Below are 16,676 nucleotides of genomic sequence, written 5' to 3'. Positions count from 1 at the left end.
GGGCGGTATATTGGGCACCCCGCCGCCGCGTTGCCGAGACTGCCATGCGCTCCTTTTTTCATAGCATCAAACGACCATCCTGCCTGGACCTCCGGGCGATTTCATTCGTTTTTCTCGCGTTTGGCCTGGTGCCGGCCGCCGGGGGCTTCGATCTGCAGGCCCACCGCGGCGGCCGCGGCCTCGCGCCGGAAAACACGCTGGCCGCCTTCGAGCATGCGCTGGAGATCGGCGTCACCACGCTGGAGCTGGACGTGGGCATCACGGTCGACGGCGTGGCCGTGGTCTCGCACGACCCCTACCTCAACCCCGCGATCACGCGTGATGCCTCGGGGCAATGGCTCGCGGCCAAGGGACCGCTCATCAAATCGCTGACGCTGGCGCAGCTTCAAACCTACGACGTGGGCCGCATCAACCCGGCCAGTCCCTACGCCGCGCAATTCGGCACGCAGGCGCCGCGCGACGGTCAGCGCGTGCCCACGCTGGCCTCGCTGTTCGCCTTGGTCAAAAACTACGGCGCCGACGGCGTGCGCTTCAACATCGAAACCAAGCTCAACCCCTCGCAGCCCGGCGACACCGTGGGCGTGGAGGCCATGACGCGCACCCTGCTGCAGGCCGTGCGCGACGCTGGCATGGCGCGCCGCGTCACCGTGCAGAGCTTCGACTGGCGCTCGCTGCAGCTCGTGCAGCAACTCGCGCCCGAGATTCCCACGGTCTACCTCACCGTGCAGGCGGGCGCCAACGACAACACGCGCGACAGCGCCTGGACCGCGGGCTTCCAGCTCGGCCAGCACGGCAGCGTGCCCAGACTGGTCAAGGCCGCGGGCGGCGCCGTCTGGTCGCCCAACGCGGGCGCCGTGACCGAGGCGCTGGTCAAGGAGGCGCAGGCCCTGGGCCTGCAGGTGATTCCCTGGACCGTGAACAACCCCGCCGACCTGCAGCGCCTGATGGACTGGGGCGTGGATGGCCTCATCACCGACTACCCGGACCGCCTGCGCGAGCTGATGCGCGAGCGCGGCCTGCCGCTGCCCAAGGGCGTGAAGAACTGATGGCCGACGAACGCCTCACCCCCTTGCGCCAGGCGCTGGCGGCGCTCGACAGCGGCGCCCTGGGCGCGCAGGCCTTCAGCGCCGCCGCGCGCAGCCAGACCGCCCTGCTCGACGCCCTGCCCGCGCGCTACCGCGAGGTGCTGCTGAACCTGCTGGACCGGCTCGAATCGAGCGCGCTGTTCAGCGAGGAAAGCTGCTCGTTCAGCCAGAAGGACCTGCTCGACAGCCTGCGCCTGTGGCTCGACAAGGCCGAGGCCCAGCTGCAGCGCGGGTAGCCGGCCGCCGCCCTGGGCTCACTCGCCCTAGACATGCCGGTGCGCCCGGTGCGCGGCGCCGCGCGCAGGTGCCTGCGCGTCCGCGCGCTGGTGCAGCGCCTCGATCAGGCTGCACTTCTCGCCCTGGCCGTCGCAGCGGTCGCGCAGGGCCAGCAGATCCTTCTCCAGCGCGCGCAGCTCGGCCAGCCGCGCGCGCACATGGCCCAGGTGCTCGTTCAGCGCCTCGCTCGCGGTGGCGCAGTCGGCCTTGTCGCGCAGGTCCAGCCCGAGCAGCGTGCGCACCTCGTCGAGCGACATGTCCATGGCCCGGCACAGGCGGATGAAGCGCAGCTGGTGCACGTCGGCGTCGCTGTAGAAGCGGTAGCTGTTGTCACCCCGGCCCTGCGGGCTCAGCAGGCGTTCCTTCTCGTAGTAGCGGATGTTGGCCGCGCTCACGCCGCTCAGAGCGGCGGCCTCGCCGATGCGATGGCCCTGCGCGGCGTGAGGGTTCATGTCGGACATGGCTTGACCTTGAAGTGACTTGAAGCTTTCCAATCATGCCATCGCTTCAAAAAACCCAAGGAGAGCCAGGAATGTCCGCCCACTGCCACTCTGAACACGGCCACGACCACGGCCACGAGCACCTGTCCGCCACCGACAGCCCGCGCTACCGGCGCGTGCTGTGGGCCGCGCTGGCCCTCAACGCGGCCATGTTCGCCGTGGAGATCGGCGCGGGCTTCCGCTCGGGCTCGGTCTCGCTGCTGGCCGATGCGATCGACTTCTTCAGCGACTCGGCCAACTACGCCGTGACGCTGGCCGTGCTGTCGATGGGGCTGGCCTGGCGCGCGCGCGCCGCCATGTTCAAGGGCCTGAGCATGCTGGTGCTGGGCGGCTTCGTGGCCGGCAAGACGCTGTGGGCGCTGGCCCAGGGCGTGCCGCCCGAGGCCATGACCATGGGCGTGGTCGGCTTCCTGGCGCTGCTGGCCAACCTGGCCTCGGCGGGACTGCTGTATGCGTTCCGCGAGGGCGACGCCAACATGCGCAGCGTCTGGCTGTGCTCGCGCAACGACGCCATCGGCAACGTGGCGGTGATGCTCGCCGCGCTCGGCGTGTTCGGCACCGGCTCGGCCTGGCCCGACCTCGCCGTGGCGGCCGTCATGGCCTGGCTGGCCCTGAGCGGCGGCTGGACCGTGGTGCGGCTGGCGCGGGGCGAACTGGCGCGCACGGCCGCCGCGTGACGGCGCTCAGGCCGGCTCCGGCCCGCTGGCCGGGCTGGGCGGGCGCCGGGCGTCGGCCGCGGTGGAACGGAACACCACCTCGCCGCTGGGCACGTGGATCACACGCACTTCCTGGGTCGAGGGATTGAGCACGCTCTTGACGGCCACGGCCACGGCCAGCGAAGGATCTTTGTAGAGCCCATGCAGCATGGGCGGCGGCAGCAGGTGGTTCCTGAGCGGCTGATTGCTTTCGATGCGATAACCATCAGATCTCATCATGATCAAACCTCGTTGTGAAAACTGGTTGACATGGACGCATGGTAGGCCGGCCTCGTGGCATGGCCGTGACACCACTGAAACAAGGCAGTGAAATAGGTAACCAATCGAAAGCGCAGCGCACGGTCCGCCACGCCCCTCGCGCGCGCCGGCCTCGCCGCCGAAACCAGGAACTTTGCCCGCTTCGGCTTATCATTCCGTCCGTGCGCCATCTGCTCCTCATCCTCATGATCGCCCTGCTGCCCCTGCGCGGCCTGGTCGGCGATGCCATGGCGGTGGAGATGCTGTCGGCCCCCGGCCACGCTATGGAAACCATAGCTGAAGATGACCACGCGACAAGGACATCCGGCCATTCTGACCATGAAAACCAGGCCCTGACCGATGCCGCCTGCGCCGGCCATGCCCAGGCCTCGGACGACGCGGCCAGCCCCCTGTCCGCGCACGCCGACTGCGGCACCTGCGCCGCCTGCCAGATCTGCCATACGGTCGCCCTGGCCGTGGTGGATGCCGCCGCCGCGGCTGCGGCGCTGCCGCAGATGCCGCCGCCTGTCGGCGGCGAACGCTTCTCCAGCAACACGCCGTCTCCGGGCTTCAAACCGCCCATTTCCTGATCTCCAAGCCCCCAGTGCGTCCTGCGCTGGGCCGGGAACGTGCGTCTGCGCGGTCCCGGCAGACCGCATCCGCTGCCGCCTGCCTGACGCCGGCGCCGCGTTGCATCCGCTTTCAAGTTTTCTGGAGATCCTCGTGAAAAACCTTCTTGCCCTGGCGCTGCTGGCCGGCGCCTCCATGGCCTCGGCGCAAAGCCAGCCCCCCTCTGCCGCCGACCCGGCAGCCCCGGCGGCGACGCCCGTCTACGCCTCGGTGTTCAGCGGCCCGCCTGCCGGCGTGGAGCGCGCCAGCACCCGCTGGCAGGACGCCCATGCCGCCGTCGCCCGCTTCCCGCGCGGCCATGCCGACATCGTGGCAGCCGAGGCTGCGCAGCAAGGCCCGACGCCAGCCGCGGCCACGCCTGCGCCAGCCACCCCCACGGCCCCGTCGCATCACCACTAGGCCCGCCATGAGACCACTCCTACGACCCGGCCTGCTGGCCGCGGTGCTGGCGCTGGCCGGCTGCGCCGCGCCCTCGCCCGATGGCTACCGCGGCGAGATCGCCGCACTCACCGCCGGCAAGACGGCTGGCGTCGCAGCCGCCCTGCCAGCCCCCGACGCCGACACCGGCCCGCTGGTGGCCGAGCTGCTGGCCCAGCCGCTGGACGCCGGCGCCGCCGTGCGCATCGCGCTGCTCAACAACCCCGGCTTGCGGGCCTCGTTCGCCACGCTCGCCATCAGCGACGCCGAGCGCGTTCGCGCCGGCCGCGCGCCCAACCCGCACTTCGCGCTCGGCCGCTTCGCCGAAGGCGACCGGCTGGAGATCGAGCGCGTGCTCAGCTTCAACGTGCTGGGCTTGCTGACCCTGCCCTGGCGCGCCGAGTGGCAGGGCCGGCAGACCGAGCTCGCCAAGCTGCAGGCCGCGCAGGACGTGGTGCGCCTGGCGGCCGAGACGCGCAAGGCCTGGATCCGCGCCGTGGCCGCGCAGCAGAGCGCGGGCTACCTGCGCGACGTGCGCGACGCCGCGGAGACCGGCGCCGAGCTGGCGCGGCGCATGGCGCGCGTGGGCAACTGGAGCCGCCTGCAGCAGGCGCGCGAGCAGGCCTTCCTGGCCGACGCCACGGCGCAACTGGCGCGCGCCGAGCAGGCGCGCGTGGCCGCGCGCGAGCGGCTCACGCGCCTGCTCGGCCTGTGGGGCACGCAGGCGCAGTACGCGCTGCCCGAGCGCCTGCCCGATCTGCCCGCCGCCGTGGTGGAGCCCACCGAAGTGGAGGCTCAGGCCCTGCGCCAGCGGCTGGACGTGAAGAGCGCGGTGGACGAGTCGCGCTACGTGGCGCAGTCGCTGGGCTATGTGCGCGCCACCGGCGTCATCAACGCGCTGGACCTGAGCTACACCCGCAACACCACGTTTGACAACGCGCGCGGCGACAAGGAGGCCAAGCGCGGCTGGGAGGTCGAGCTGCCGCTGCCCCTGTTCGACTGGGGCCAGGCCGGCAACGCGCGCGCGCAAGGCCTCTACCTGCAGTCGGTGGCGCGAGTGCAGGCGGTGGCGGTGCAGGCGCGCAGCGAGGCGCGCGAGGCCTATCTGGGCTGGCGCACCGCCTACGACCTGGCGCGCCACTACCGCGACGAGATCGTGCCGCTGCGCCGCTTCATCAACGACGAGATGGTGCTGCGCTACAACGGCATGCTCGCCAGCGTCTGGGCGCTGCTGGCCGACACGCGCCAGAACGTGCTGGCCGTCAACAGCGCGCTGGAGGCGCAGCGCGACTTCTGGCTCGCCGACACCGACCTGCAGACCACACTCAGCGGCACCTCGCCAGGCGCGCTGCCGGCTCTCGCCTCCTCGGCCGCCGCGGGCGGCGAACCCCAAGGACATTGACCCATGAACCGCAGAAACTTCTTCGCCGGCGCCGCAGCCGGCATGGCCGCCACCGGCGTGAGCCGCGTTGCGCTGGCCGCGCTGCCCGAGCCCGCCATGCAGGCCGGCAACGCCACCGCGCCGCCGCTGGTGCCGCCCAACGGCCGGCCCTACCAGCCGGTGGTCACCCTCAACGGCTGGACGGCGCCCTGGCGCATGAACGGCGGCGTCAAGGAATTCCACCTCGTGGCCGAGCCCGTGGTACGCGAGATGGCGCCCGGCTTCAAGGTCAACATGTGGGGCTACAACGGCCAGAGCCCCGGCCCCACCATCGAGGTGGTGGAGGGCGACCGCGTCCGCATCTTCGTCACCAACCGCCTGCCCGAGCACACCACCGTGCACTGGCACGGCCAGCGCCTGCCCAACGGCATGGACGGCGTGGGCGGCATCACGCAGCCGCAGATCCCGGCCGGCAAGACCTTCGTCTACGAGTTCACCGCGCGCCGCCCCGGCACCTTCATGTACCACCCGCATGCCGACGAGATGGTGCAGATGGCCATGGGCATGATGGGCTTCTGGGTCACGCACCCGAAGGCGCGGCACCCGCTGATCGACGAGGTGCAGCGCGACTTCTGCTTCCTGCTCAACGCCTATGACGTCGACCCCGGCAGCATGACACCGCGCGTCAACACCATGCTGGACCACAACATCTGGAGCTGGAACAGCCGCGTGTTCCCCGGCATCGACACGCTCAACGTGCGGCACCGCGACAAGGTGCGCATCCGCGTGGGCAACCTCACCATGACCAACCACCCGATCCACCTGCACGGCCACGAGTTCACCGTCACCGGCACCGACGGCGGCCCGGTGCCGCCCATGGCGCGCTGGCCCGAAGTCACCACCGACGTGGCGGTCGGCCAGATGCGGCAGATCGAGTTCCTGGCCGACGAGGAAGGCGACTGGGCCATCCACTGCCACAAGAGCCACCACACCATGGGCGCCATGGGCCACGACGTGCCCACCATGATCGGCGTGGACCACAGCGGCCTGGTGAAGAAGATCCAGAAGCTGGTGCCCGACTACATGGTGATGGGCGAGCGCGGCATGGCCGACATGGGCGAGATGCCGATGCCGCTGCCCGACAACACCCACCCCATGATGGCGGGCCAGGGCCCCTACGGCCCGGCGGAGATGGGCGGCATGTTCACCCTGCTCAAGGTGCGCCGCGAGCAGCCGCCCGGCAGCTATGCCGATCCCGGCTGGTTCCGGCAGCCCGCGGGCACGCAGGCCTACGAGTTCGGCGGCAGCCCGCCGCCGGCCGCCAGCGTCGCCGCCCCGGCGCAGCCGCAAGCCGCGCTGCCTTCAGTTCGCAAACCTTCGGGCCACAGCGGCCACTGACTTCAGGAGCTTCCATGTCCACTCTCAAAACCATAGCATCCTGCGCCCTGTGCGCCTGGACCTTCGGCACTTTTGGCACTGCACAGGCGCATGGCGACGCGGCCCACGCGCCGGCCAGCGCCGCCGTGAAGGAGCAGAAGCCCTGGGGCATCGCGGGCGACGCGAAGGCCGTCACGCGCACCATCGAGATCGGCATGACTGACGCCATGCGCTTCACGCCCGACCGCCTCGACGTAAAGCAGGGTGAGACCATCCGGCTGCGCCTCAGGAACACTGGCCAGGTGATGCACGAACTCGTGATCGGCACGAAGAAAGACCTCGACGAGCATGCAGCGCTGATGCTCAAGTTCCCCGGCATGGAGCACGACGAGCCCTACATGGCCCATGTGCCGCCAGGCAAAAACGGCGAGATCATCTGGACCTTCAACCGCGCCGGTGATTTCGATTTCGCATGCCTGATCGCCGGCCACTACCAGGCCGGCATGACCGGCCGCATCAGCGTGCGCCCCTCAGCCTCCACCCTCGAAAGGAAAAAATCATGATGACATCGCCAACCCACCTCCACCCCTGCCCCCACCCGCGCCGCCGCAGCTTGCTGCTGGCCGCCCTGCCCGCCTCCGCACTGCTGGCCGCGGGCGCCTCCCGCGCTGCCGGCCCGGCAACGCCCACCCCGCTCGAAGTCTGGAAAGACCCGGAATGCGGCTGCTGCCATGACTGGGTGGCGCACATGCAGGCCAACGGCTTCGCTGTCACCGTGCACGACAGCGGCAACAACGCCGTGCGCGCGCGCCTGGGCCTGCCGACCCGGCTCGGCTCCTGCCACACCGCACTGGTGGGCGGCTACCTGGTCGAGGGCCACGTGCCCGCCGCCGACGTGCGCACGCTGCTGCGGCAAAAACCACAGGCCCTGGGCCTGGCCGTGCCCGGCATGCCCATCGGCTCGCCGGGCATGGACGGCCCCGCCTATGGCGGACGCCGCGACCCCTTCGACGTGCTGCTGGTCGCGCGCGATGGCAGCACCCGCATCTTCAACCGCCACTCGTCCAAGGCTTCCTCATGAACCGCTTTCTGATTCCTCTGCTGCTCGCCGCCAGCCTGCTGGGCACCGCCGCCCAGGCCCAGGCCCCTGCGGCCGACCCGGCCGGCACCACCGAGATGAGCCGCGCCGAAGTGCGCAAGGTGGACCGCGAGACGGCCCGCATCACGCTCAGGCACGGTGAGATCAAGAACCTCGGCATGCCGCCCATGACCATGGTGTTCCGCGTGACCGAGCCGCAGCTGCTCGACGTGGCCGCCGCCGGCGACACGGTGCGCTTTCGCGCCGATAAGATAGATGGGCAGTTCACCGTCACCCACCTTGAGAAAGCAGCGCCCTGAATGCCTGAATCCACCGCCCGCCGCCCGCGCCGCCACGGCGGCGCCATCACCGATGTCGCCGGCATCGAGGTCGGCCATTTCACCGATGCCCGCCGGCCCACGGGCTGCAGCGTGGTCCTCACACGCGCGGGTGCGGTAGCGGGCGTGGACGTGCGCGGCGCGGCGCCCGGCACGCGCGAGACCGACCTGCTGGCGCCCGAGAACCTGGTGGACCGCGTGCACGCCATCACCCTGGCCGGTGGCAGCGCCTGGGGCCTGGACGCCGCCAGCGGCGTGATGCGCTGGCTGGAGGAGCGCGGCGTCGGCTTCGACGTGCGCGTGGGCCGGCTGCCCATCGTGCCGGCGGCCGTGCTGTTCGATATCCTGGTCGGCGACGCCGCCATCCGCCCCGATGCGGCCGCTGGCTACGCGGCCTGCGAGGCCGCCTCGACGCGCCGCCCGGCCGAGGGCAACGTGGGCGCGGGCGCGGGCGCGGCCGTGGGCAAGATCTTCGGCATCGACCGCGCGATGAAGGGCGGCATCGGCACCGCCTCCGTCACGGTGGACGGCGTGACCGTGGGCGCGCTGATCGCCTGCAACGCCCTGGGCGACGTGGTGGACCCGGACACCGCGCAGGTGATCGCCGGCGCCCGCACACCCAACGGCAACAAGCTGTTCGACACGCGCCGCGCGCTGCTGCGCGGCGTGGCGCCGAAGCCGCTGCTGGCCGGCACCAACACCACCATTGGCGTGATCGCCACCGATGCCGTGATCACCAAGGTGCAGGCCCGCAAGCTGGCGCAGATGGCGCATGACGGCCTGGCGCGCAGCATCAACCCGGTGCATACGATGTCCGACGGCGACACGCTGTTCTCGCTGGGCACCGGCGCCTCGGGTAAGACCTTGGGCATGATGACGCTGGGCACCCTGTTTGCCGAAGCCACGGCGCGCGCCGTGGTGAACGCGGTGCGGGCCGCGCAGGGCCTGCGCATCGGTGCGCTGCACCTGCCCTCGGCCGCCGATCTCGCGGCCGCACGATGAAAGCCCCGGCCATGCCCCAAGCCATCCGCTACACCCTGCTGTCGCTGCGCGACCTGCTGGTCTCGGCCGGCCCGTTCGCGCTGCTCAGCGTGGCGCTGCTGGTGCTGGCCTACTGGTGGCTCGACCCGAATCCGCCCAAGCGCGTGACGCTGGCCACCGGCCCGGCGCAAAGCGCGTACGAGGAATTCGGCAAGCGCTACGCCAAGGCGCTGGCCGGCAACGGCATCGAGGTGCGGCTGCTGCCCAGCGAGGGCTCGTCGGACAACCTGCGGCTGCTGCGCGAGGGCAAGGCCGACCTGGGCTTCGTGCAGGGCGGCAGCGGCGACGTGCAGGCCGACGACGAGAACACCCTCGAATCGCTGGGCAGCCTGTTCCTGGAGCCGGTCTGGCTGTTCTACCGCGAGGACGCGGCGCGCAAGGCCACCGGCAGCGATGCGGGGCTGGCCTCGCTGACGCAGCTGCAAGGCCTGCGCCTGAACGTAGGCACGCCGGGCAGCGGCGTGCCGAGCCTGATGGCCAAGCTGCTGGAGGTCAACCGGATCGATGCCAAAAACATCACGCTGAGCCAGCTCGAGCAGACCCCGGCCACCGTGGCCTTCCTCGGCGGCGAGCTCGACGCCATCGTGTTCGCCTCGGCGCCCGAGGCGCTGATGGTGCAGATGCTGCTGCAGACGCCGGGTGTGCGGCTCATGGACTTTCCGCAGAGCGAGGCCTATTCGCGCCGCTTTGCCTTCCTCACGCCGGTGGTGCTGCCGCGCGGCGTGGTCGACCTGGCGGCCGACGTGCCGCCGCAGAACGTGCGTCTGGTGGCCTCCACCACCACGCTGCTGGCCCGCGACGGCACGCACCCCGCGCTGCTGCAGCTGTTCTCGCAGGCGGCGATCAACCTGCACGGCGGCGCCGGCTGGTTCAACCGCGCGCATGAATTTCCCAAGGCCGGCCAGGGTGAGTTCCCGCTGTCACCCGAGGCCGACCGCGCGCTGCGCAACGGGCCGCCGCTGCTGCAGCGCTACCTGCCGTTCTGGCTGGCCAACCTGGTGGAGCGCATGTGGCTGGTGCTGGGCATCATCATCGCGGTGCTGCTGCCGCTGAGCCGCATCGTGCCGCCGCTGTACCAGTTCCGCATCCGCTCGCGGGTGTTCCGCTGGTACGCGCAGCTGCGCGACATCGAGCACCGGCTCGAAGCCGGAACCGGCGACCCGCAGGACCTGCTCAGGGAGCTGAACAACCTGGAAAGCCGGGCCGGCCACATCAATGTGCCGCTGTCCTACGCCGACGAGCTGTACGCCCTGCGCAACAACATCCACCTGGTGCGCAAGAAGCTGCTCAGAGCATGACGTCCAGGCTGTTGCGCATGGCGGTCTGCGCCACGGCATCGAGCGCGCCGTCCACCACGGCCTGCCCCGACACCACCTGAAGGCGGCCCTCGGCCAGCAGCGTGTCGAGCGAGCGGCGCGTCATGGAATGGGTGCCGCCGTCGACGCTGGTGAACATGAACAGCGTGCCGTGCGGGCTGGCCCAGGTCAGCTGGGTACGGACCCAGCGGTCCTGCACGAGCAGTTCCACCCAGGCGCCCAGGGGGATGCCGGCGGCGCGGCTGGCCGGCGCGGGCTGAAGCAGCGCGGCCGTGAAGGCGGGCTGCGTGGCCGCGAACGGCGGCCGGGTGCTGGGAGGTTCCTCGGTGTCCATGAAGCCCGAGTGCTGCGCCTCGGTGGGCGCGATCCAGGGGATCGCGCCGTCCGTGCGGCTGAAGCGGGCTTCGAGTTCCTCGCGCGTGGACGCGGCGGCAGGCGGCGCGGCCGGGGTCGCGGTGGGTTTCAGGGCCTGCTGGTGCAGCGCCATCAGGGTCTCGAAGAAGGCGTGGGTCAGCGGGCGCGGGTAGTCGATGCTGCGCAGGCCTTCGCGCAGCTTGTCCAGCAGCGGCGGGATCAGCCGGGTCAGCCGGGCCAGGTGCTGGTGCGCCAACTGGGGCTGCGCGCTCCACAGCAGGTCGTTGATGATGCCGGCATAGCCGCCGGGATCGGCGGAGGCGCCCGCATCCGCCAGCTTGGCCTGGGCCATCACCTGGGTCCAGGGCCCGCACAGGAAGGCGGCCATCGGCGCCGGCGCCTGCAGCAGGTCGGGCCGGTTGCGCAGCTCGGCGGCCAGCTTTTCCGCCAGCAGGTTGCGCTGCTCCGCCTGCATGAGCGCCTGCATCGCCTTGTCGCGCTGCCGGCGCTCGTGCCCTTGCTGTTCGTCCCAGGCTTCCTCGAGCGATTTCAGCGCGAACGAGAACGGCTCGGCGCCGCCGATCGGCATCTCCACCAGCGCATCGACCGCCTGCAGCAGGGGCTCCATGAAGGCGCTGAAACCAGGCGCATCGACGCGGCCCCACGCCAGGCTGCGCTGCGTCACCTGCTCGAGCAGGTGCCGGGCCGGATGGCGCTTGTCGCTGAAGAAACGCGGGTCGATCAAGGCCAGCTTCAGCAGCGCCGGCTCCAGGCTGCGCACCACCTGCTGCACCGGGGCCAGCAGGCGCGGGTCGTGGGCGATGTTGTCCACCATCAGGTTGACCACCTCCTGGCCCAGGCTCTGCCCCAGGCTCGGAGCGGCGGCCGATGCGGTGCCCGGAACGCGGGCCGGCTCGGCCGCCTTGTTGCGGACGGCCAGGCGCTGCATGACGGTCTCGACCTGCTTCATTTCCTGCAGGGCCTCGAAGGCCGCCGGCACGGTGGGGCTGAATTCGGGGCGCACGGCGGCCTCGCGGCCCGCGCCTTCGAATTCGCGCGCGAACTGGGCTGCAAATGGCTCCTGGGCACCGTCCAGTTCGCCCGCCAGCAGGCGGCGCAGCTGGTCCACCGTCAGCAGCACGTCGTCGCGGCTGCGCGCGGCGGCCGGCGGGCGGCTCGCGGCCGGGCTGCCAGGCGGCGCCGTCTGCGTGACGGTGTAGGCCGCCGCCACGACGCGGTGCGAGCGCAGCTGGATCGACAGTTCGGAATAGGTGTCGGCCAGCTCCTGCCCCAGGGTCTCGCCCATGTACTGCATCCAGCGCAGGCGCACCGATGCCGCCACCTCGGTCTGCTTCAGCACGGCCAGCAGCGTGCGCACGTAGACGTCCGGGCGCAGCGGATTGCGGTCGGGCTGCACGGTCTTGAGGCCCTGCGCCGCGCAGATCAGGGCATTGAGTTCGGTCAGCTGTGCGTCCGAGGCCAGCAGCGCCAGCTGCTGGGCCCGGGCCAGTTCCACGCTTTCCTGGACCTGCGCTTCGTCCATCAGCTCCAGCTCGTCGAAGCTCGGGGCCTCGGTGTGCGCCGGCCTGGCGGCGCCGCTCGACACGGCTTCGGCGAACGCCGCCTTCAGTGCCTCGGGATAGCGCTCGACCAGCATGGCTTCGTGCTTGTTGAGCAGCCGCAGCGACTCCATCACGGGGCTGAGCTCGTGCGGGTCGCTCACCCGGCCCGTGCGCTGGTGCAACGCCAGGCGCGTGCTGTCAACCAGCTTGTGCATCAGGGGCTTGCCGCGGCGGGCCGCCTCGCTGACGCACGACTCGTACAGGGCCGCATGCTGCTGCATCTGATGGGGATCTTGTATCGCCATGGAACAGGGCTCCGGACTGGGGTCAGGTTTTGTCGAGGGTGTTGCGCAAGGCGGCCTGGGCCACGGCGTCGAGCGCATGGTCGACCACGTGCTCGTCGGCCACGACGCGCATCAGCCCCTGCGCGCGCAGGCGCTCCATGGTGCGCCGCGACATGGAATGCGCCAGTCCGCCGCGCGAGATGAACATGAACAGGGTGCGGTGCGGGCTGGCCCAGCTCAATTGGGCGCGCACCCACTGCCCTTCGAGCATCAGCTCGATCCAGGCTCCGATGGACAGCTCGCCGGCCGCCGCAGGGGCCGGCGCGATCTCGTCCGCCGCCTCGGGCGCCACTGCGGGCGGCTCCACCGGCATCACCGAATCGGCCGCCAGGTAGCCGGACTCGCTGGCCTCGCGCTCGGCCAGCCACACGGCCTCCTCCGGCACCGGGGCCGGCTGGGCACTGGCCGCCGGCGCGTCCTCCTGCAGCAGAGCCTCGTGCAGGGCGATCAGTTGGTCGAACAACGGGGTGATCCGCTCGGCCGGGTAGCCGATGCGCTGCAGGCCCTGGCGCAGCCCGGCCAGCAGCGCCGGGATCAGCCCGACCAGCCGGCTGCGCTGACGCCGGACCAGGCGCGGCTGCACGCTCCAGAGCAGTTCCTCCACCAGCGCCATGAAGCCTTCGGGATCATTGCGGCCGTCGGTGCAGCTCAGTTGCGATTCGGCCACCACCTGGGCCCACGGGCCGCACAGGAAGTCGACCACGAAGGCCGGCACCTCCTTGTCGTGCGTGCGCTCGCGGAATTCGCCGGCCAGCCGCTGGGCCAGCAGGTTGCGCTGCTCCGCATGCATCAGGGCGCGCGCCGCCTCTTCCTGGCGCTGGTGCTGCGCCTTGTCCTGGCGGGCCCATTGCGCCTCCAGCTGCTGCAGGGCATGGGCGAACGTGACCGACGCCTGCCCTTCGGGCTGCTCGCTGATGCTGACGACCGCGTCCTCCATCGACTGGAGGAACCGGCGAAAACCCTCGTCGCGCTCCGTGGCATAGGCCAGGCTGCGGTGCGTCACGCGGTCAAGGAAGCGCCGGGCCGGGTGCTGGCGGTCGCTGAAGAAACGGGCGTCGGCCTTGGTCAGGTGCAGCAGCACAGGTTCCAGCGCCTGCAGCAGGTCGCGCACGCTCGGCAGCAGCCGCTCGTCCTCCATCAGCTTGTCCAGCATCATGCGGGCCACTTCCTCGCCGACCTGCTTGCCCAACTGCTTGCCGTCGAGTGGCGGGCGCCGCCGGCCGTTCGGGCCGGCCGCGCCGCCCGGCTCGCGCGGCCGCTTGCTGAGCCGCTGCACCATGGCCTCGACCTGCTTCATGTCCTGCAGCGCCTCGACCGAGGCCGGCACGGTGTGCATGAAATCCTGCGGACTGCGCCCGGCCAGGCCCGGCGCGTCGTCCAGCTCGCCGGACAGCAGCCGGCGCAGCCGGTCCAGCGTCAGCAGGGTGCGCGCTACCGAGCTGGGCTCGGCCGCGGCCTTGCCCGACGTGATGACCGGGGCGCCCTGGCTCGCGGGCTCGACGCCATGCGAGCGCAGCCAGTCGGACAGGTCGCGGTACAGCAGGCGCAGGCTCACGCCCATGCGACCGGCGGCCGGGACGATCGCTGCGCTGCGCCCCTGGGCATCGTCGACCTGCTCCGCGATGCACTCGCGCAGCGCGCGCACGAACAACTCGGGCCGCAGCGGATTGATCTGGGGCTGCACCGTGATCCAGCCCAGCAGCGTGCTCATCAGCGCATCGAGCGCGGGCAGCACCTCGTCCACCGAGGCCGCGACCTCCTGCATGGCGCGCGCCAGCTCGATGCTTTCATCGAGCTGGGCTTCCTCGAACAGCTGCAGGTCCTCGAAACGCACCAGCCCGCGGGCCTGCGCCTCCACCCCGCCGCCGCCATAGATGGCCTGGCGCAGATGGGCCGAGAAGCTCTGGCGCACGGCCGCCCGCTGGCTCACCAGTTGCCTCAGCGCGGCCAGGTCGGGCGCGGGCCGCTCGCCGCGCTCCGCGGCCTTGCGCGCCCGTTCGATGGGGACCGCCAGGCTGTCGAGCACGCTGTCGATCAGGGAATCGGCCTGCAGCAGCACCGCCTCCAGGCAGTCCTGCAAGGAGGGCCGCAGGGCGCCCGGATCGTCTGCCACCCCGAATCTGCGCTTCAGTGAGACTTTCATGGGATCCCCTGCCCGTGGTGTGTCGTTCGTGGTCAGCGAAGCGGCTTGAAGCGCACCCGCTTCGGCTTGGCACCCTCCTCGCCCAGGCGCCTCTTCTTGTCGGCTTCGTATTCCTGATAATTGCCGTCGAAGAATACCCATTGGCTGTCGCCTTCGCAAGCCAGGATGTGGGTGGCGATGCGGTCGAGGAACCAGCGATCATGGCTGATGACCATGACCGAGCCCGCGAATTCGAGCAGCGCGTCTTCCAGGGCGCGCAGGGTTTCCACGTCGAGGTCGTTCGACGGTTCATCCAGCAGCAGCACATTGCCGCCGGCGATCAGCGTCTTGGCCAGGTGCAGCCGGCCGCGCTCGCCGCCCGAGAGCGAGCCCACGCGCTTTTGCTGGTCGCCGCCGTTGAAGTTGAAGCGCCCGCAGTAGGCGCGGCTGGCCATCTGGAATTTGCCCACGTTCAGAATGTCGAGGCCGCCGGAGACGTCCTCCCAGACGGTCTTCTCATTGGCCAGGTCGTCGCGGTTCTGGTCCACGAAGGCCATCTTGACCGTCGGGCCGATGACCACGTCGCCGCTGTCGGGCTGCTCCCGGCCGGCGATCAGCTTGAACAGCGTGGACTTGCCCGCGCCGTTCGGGCCGATGATGCCGACGATGGCACCGGCCGGCACGTTGAAGCTCAGCTTGTCGATCAGCAGGCGGTCGCCGAACGATTTGCTGACGTTGTTGAACTCGATGACCTTGCTGCCCAGGCGGTCGGCCACCGGGATGAAGATTTCCTGGGTCTCGACCCGCTTCTGGTATTCGAAATCCGACAGTTCCTCGAACCGCGCCAGGCGCGACTTGCTCTTGGCCTGCCGTGCCTTGGGGTTCTGGCGCACCCACTCCAGCTCCTTCTTCAGGGCCTTGGCATGCGCCTCCTCGCCCTTTTGCTCCTGGGCCAGGCGATCCTGCTTCTGCTCGAGCCAGGTGCTGTAGTTGCCCTTCCAGGGGATGCCGGCGCCGCGGTCCAGTTCCAGGATCCATTCGGCCGCGTTGTCGAGGAAATAGCGGTCGTGGGTAATGGCTACCACGGTGCCCGAGAAGCGCTGCAGGAACTGCTCGAGCCAGTCCACGGATTCGGCGTCCAGGTGGTTGGTGGGTTCGTCGAGCAGCAGCATGTCGGGGCGGCTCAGCAGCAGGCGGCACAGCGCCACGCGGCGCTTCTCACCGCCCGACAGCAGGCCGATCTTGGCGTCCCAGGGCGGCAGGCGCAGGGCGTCGGCGGCGATCTCGAGCTGGTGCTCGGAATCGGTGCCGGCAGTGGCGATGATGGCCTCCAGGCGCGCCTGCTCGGCCGCCAGCGCGTCGAAGTCGGCGTCGGGCTCGCCATAGGCGGTGTAGACGGCCTCGAGCTTGGCCTTGGCCGCGAACACCTCGCCCATGGCGTCTTCCACGCTCTCGCGCACCGTGTGCTCGGGGTCGAGCTTGGGTTCCTGGGGCAGGTAGCCGATGTTCAGGTTCGGCATCGGCGTGGCTTCGCCCTCGATCTCCTTGTCCACGCCCGCCATGATCTTGAGCAGCGTGGATTTGCCCGAGCCGTTCAGGCCCAGCACGCCGATCTTGGCGCCGGGAAAGAAGCTGAGGGAGATGTCCTTGAGGATCTGTCGCTTCGGCGGAACGATCTTGCCGACGCGGTTCATGGTGAAAACGTATTGGGCCATGGTGTGCAATTCTGGAGGGAGGTCGGGGCGGCAACCCTCAGAGGCCTGAAGGAGGCGCAGAACCTTAAAGCATAACCGAGGACCGCTTCCCGGCTCTTTTTGGGGACGCATCCCATTTGTGCACGGCGACTCCGGTTTTTCCCTAGGTTGGTGCATTTGTCAATTAATCGTAAGGACATGTAACCAA

The 16,676-nt window shown here is 70.4% G+C and carries 17 protein-coding genes; 12 read left to right on the top strand and 5 right to left on the bottom strand.

All coding sequences use genetic code 11. The annotated features are described in order from the left end of the window. Nucleotides 1–128 precede the first annotated feature (128 nt). Both MMF98_RS03920 and MMF98_RS03915 read left to right on the top strand, forming a co-directional pair. The gene (locus tag MMF98_RS03920) at nucleotides 129–1,046 is read left to right on the top strand and encodes a glycerophosphodiester phosphodiesterase (protein ID WP_243304522.1); all 918 of its coding nucleotides are present in this window, start codon (nucleotides 129–131) and stop codon (nucleotides 1,044–1,046) included. Then, nucleotides 1,046–1,321 (top strand): hypothetical protein, encoded by a 276-nt coding sequence (locus MMF98_RS03915; RefSeq protein WP_243304520.1) that lies wholly within the window; start codon nucleotides 1,046–1,048, stop codon nucleotides 1,319–1,321. The genes MMF98_RS03920 and MMF98_RS03915 overlap by 1 nt, the downstream gene beginning before the upstream one ends. A 27-nt stretch (nucleotides 1,322–1,348) precedes the next feature. Here the strand turns inward: MMF98_RS03915 and MMF98_RS03910 are convergent, their stop codons facing one another. Beyond that, entirely contained in the window at nucleotides 1,349–1,813 is a 465-nt protein-coding gene (locus tag MMF98_RS03910; protein ID WP_243304519.1) for a MerR family transcriptional regulator, read from the bottom strand. 80 nt (nucleotides 1,814–1,893) lie between these two features. Here MMF98_RS03910 and MMF98_RS03905 point away from each other — a divergent pair, with 80 nt between their 5' ends. Further along, a complete protein-coding gene (locus MMF98_RS03905; RefSeq protein WP_243304517.1) occupies nucleotides 1,894–2,538 on the top strand; it encodes a cation efflux transmembrane domain-containing protein in 645 nt (214 codons plus the stop codon). A gap of 6 nt (nucleotides 2,539–2,544) precedes the next feature. Here MMF98_RS03905 and MMF98_RS03900 read toward each other — a convergent pair whose 3' ends face one another. Continuing rightward, entirely contained in the window at nucleotides 2,545–2,796 is a 252-nt protein-coding gene (locus tag MMF98_RS03900; protein WP_243304515.1) for a hypothetical protein, read from the bottom strand. Between the two features lie 200 nt (nucleotides 2,797–2,996). Between MMF98_RS03900 and MMF98_RS03895 the strand changes: the two genes are divergently transcribed. The 9 genes from MMF98_RS03895 (at nucleotide 2,997) to MMF98_RS03855 (ending at nucleotide 10,374) form a co-directional block, all read left to right on the top strand. Continuing rightward, nucleotides 2,997–3,404 (top strand): hypothetical protein, encoded by a 408-nt coding sequence (locus tag MMF98_RS03895; RefSeq protein WP_243304513.1) that lies wholly within the window; start codon nucleotides 2,997–2,999, stop codon nucleotides 3,402–3,404. A gap of 133 nt (nucleotides 3,405–3,537) precedes the next feature. Beyond that, the gene (locus tag MMF98_RS03890; protein ID WP_243304511.1) at nucleotides 3,538–3,843 is read left to right on the top strand and encodes a hypothetical protein; all 306 of its coding nucleotides are present in this window, start codon (nucleotides 3,538–3,540) and stop codon (nucleotides 3,841–3,843) included. A 7-nt stretch (nucleotides 3,844–3,850) separates the two neighbouring features. Continuing rightward, the gene (locus MMF98_RS03885; protein WP_243304509.1) at nucleotides 3,851–5,263 is read left to right on the top strand and encodes a TolC family protein; all 1,413 of its coding nucleotides are present in this window, start codon (nucleotides 3,851–3,853) and stop codon (nucleotides 5,261–5,263) included. Nucleotides 5,264–5,266: 3 nt separating this feature from the next. Next, nucleotides 5,267–6,640 (top strand): multicopper oxidase family protein, encoded by a 1,374-nt coding sequence (locus tag MMF98_RS03880; protein ID WP_243304507.1) that lies wholly within the window; start codon nucleotides 5,267–5,269, stop codon nucleotides 6,638–6,640. Nucleotides 6,641–6,654: 14 nt separating this feature from the next. Continuing rightward, on the top strand, nucleotides 6,655–7,182 hold the full coding sequence (locus MMF98_RS03875) for a cupredoxin domain-containing protein (protein ID WP_243304505.1): 528 nt from the start codon (nucleotides 6,655–6,657) through the stop codon (nucleotides 7,180–7,182). Beyond that, the gene (locus MMF98_RS03870; RefSeq protein WP_243304503.1) at nucleotides 7,179–7,700 is read left to right on the top strand and encodes a DUF411 domain-containing protein; all 522 of its coding nucleotides are present in this window, start codon (nucleotides 7,179–7,181) and stop codon (nucleotides 7,698–7,700) included. The genes MMF98_RS03875 and MMF98_RS03870 overlap by 4 nt, the downstream gene beginning before the upstream one ends. Then, complete coding sequence (locus MMF98_RS03865; protein WP_243304501.1) at nucleotides 7,697–8,017, top strand: copper-binding protein; 321 nt, start codon at nucleotides 7,697–7,699, stop codon at nucleotides 8,015–8,017. Before MMF98_RS03870 ends, MMF98_RS03865 begins: the two co-directional genes overlap by 4 nt. Then, nucleotides 8,018–9,037 (top strand): P1 family peptidase, encoded by a 1,020-nt coding sequence (locus tag MMF98_RS03860; protein WP_243304499.1) that lies wholly within the window; start codon nucleotides 8,018–8,020, stop codon nucleotides 9,035–9,037. It begins immediately after the preceding gene. 11 nt (nucleotides 9,038–9,048) lie between these two features. Further along, the gene (locus MMF98_RS03855; protein ID WP_243304496.1) at nucleotides 9,049–10,374 is read left to right on the top strand and encodes a TAXI family TRAP transporter solute-binding subunit; all 1,326 of its coding nucleotides are present in this window, start codon (nucleotides 9,049–9,051) and stop codon (nucleotides 10,372–10,374) included. Here MMF98_RS03855 and MMF98_RS03850 read toward each other — a convergent pair. The 3 genes from MMF98_RS03850 to ettA are packed head-to-tail and all read right to left on the bottom strand — an operon-like array spanning nucleotide 10,364 to nucleotide 16,489. Next, complete coding sequence (locus MMF98_RS03850) at nucleotides 10,364–12,613, bottom strand: DUF1631 family protein (RefSeq protein WP_243304494.1); 2,250 nt, start codon at nucleotides 12,611–12,613, stop codon at nucleotides 10,364–10,366. The genes MMF98_RS03855 and MMF98_RS03850 overlap by 11 nt on opposite strands. Nucleotides 12,614–12,635: 22 nt before the next feature. Then, nucleotides 12,636–14,795 (bottom strand): DUF1631 family protein, encoded by a 2,160-nt coding sequence (locus MMF98_RS03845; protein ID WP_243304492.1) that lies wholly within the window; start codon nucleotides 14,793–14,795, stop codon nucleotides 12,636–12,638. A gap of 32 nt (nucleotides 14,796–14,827) precedes the next feature. Next, nucleotides 14,828–16,489 carry an energy-dependent translational throttle protein EttA gene (ettA, locus tag MMF98_RS03840; protein WP_243304490.1) on the bottom strand — a complete coding sequence of 554 codons (1,662 nt, stop codon included), beginning with the start codon at nucleotides 16,487–16,489 and terminating at the stop codon, nucleotides 14,828–14,830. Nucleotides 16,490–16,676: the final 187 nt, after the last annotated feature.

The organism is Variovorax terrae, from assembly GCF_022809125.1.
Taxonomy (GTDB): domain Bacteria; phylum Pseudomonadota; class Gammaproteobacteria; order Burkholderiales; family Burkholderiaceae_C; genus Variovorax_A; species Variovorax_A terrae.
Note: the sequence above shows the minus strand (reverse complement) of the source record. Positions and strands in the feature narration are given on the sequence as shown.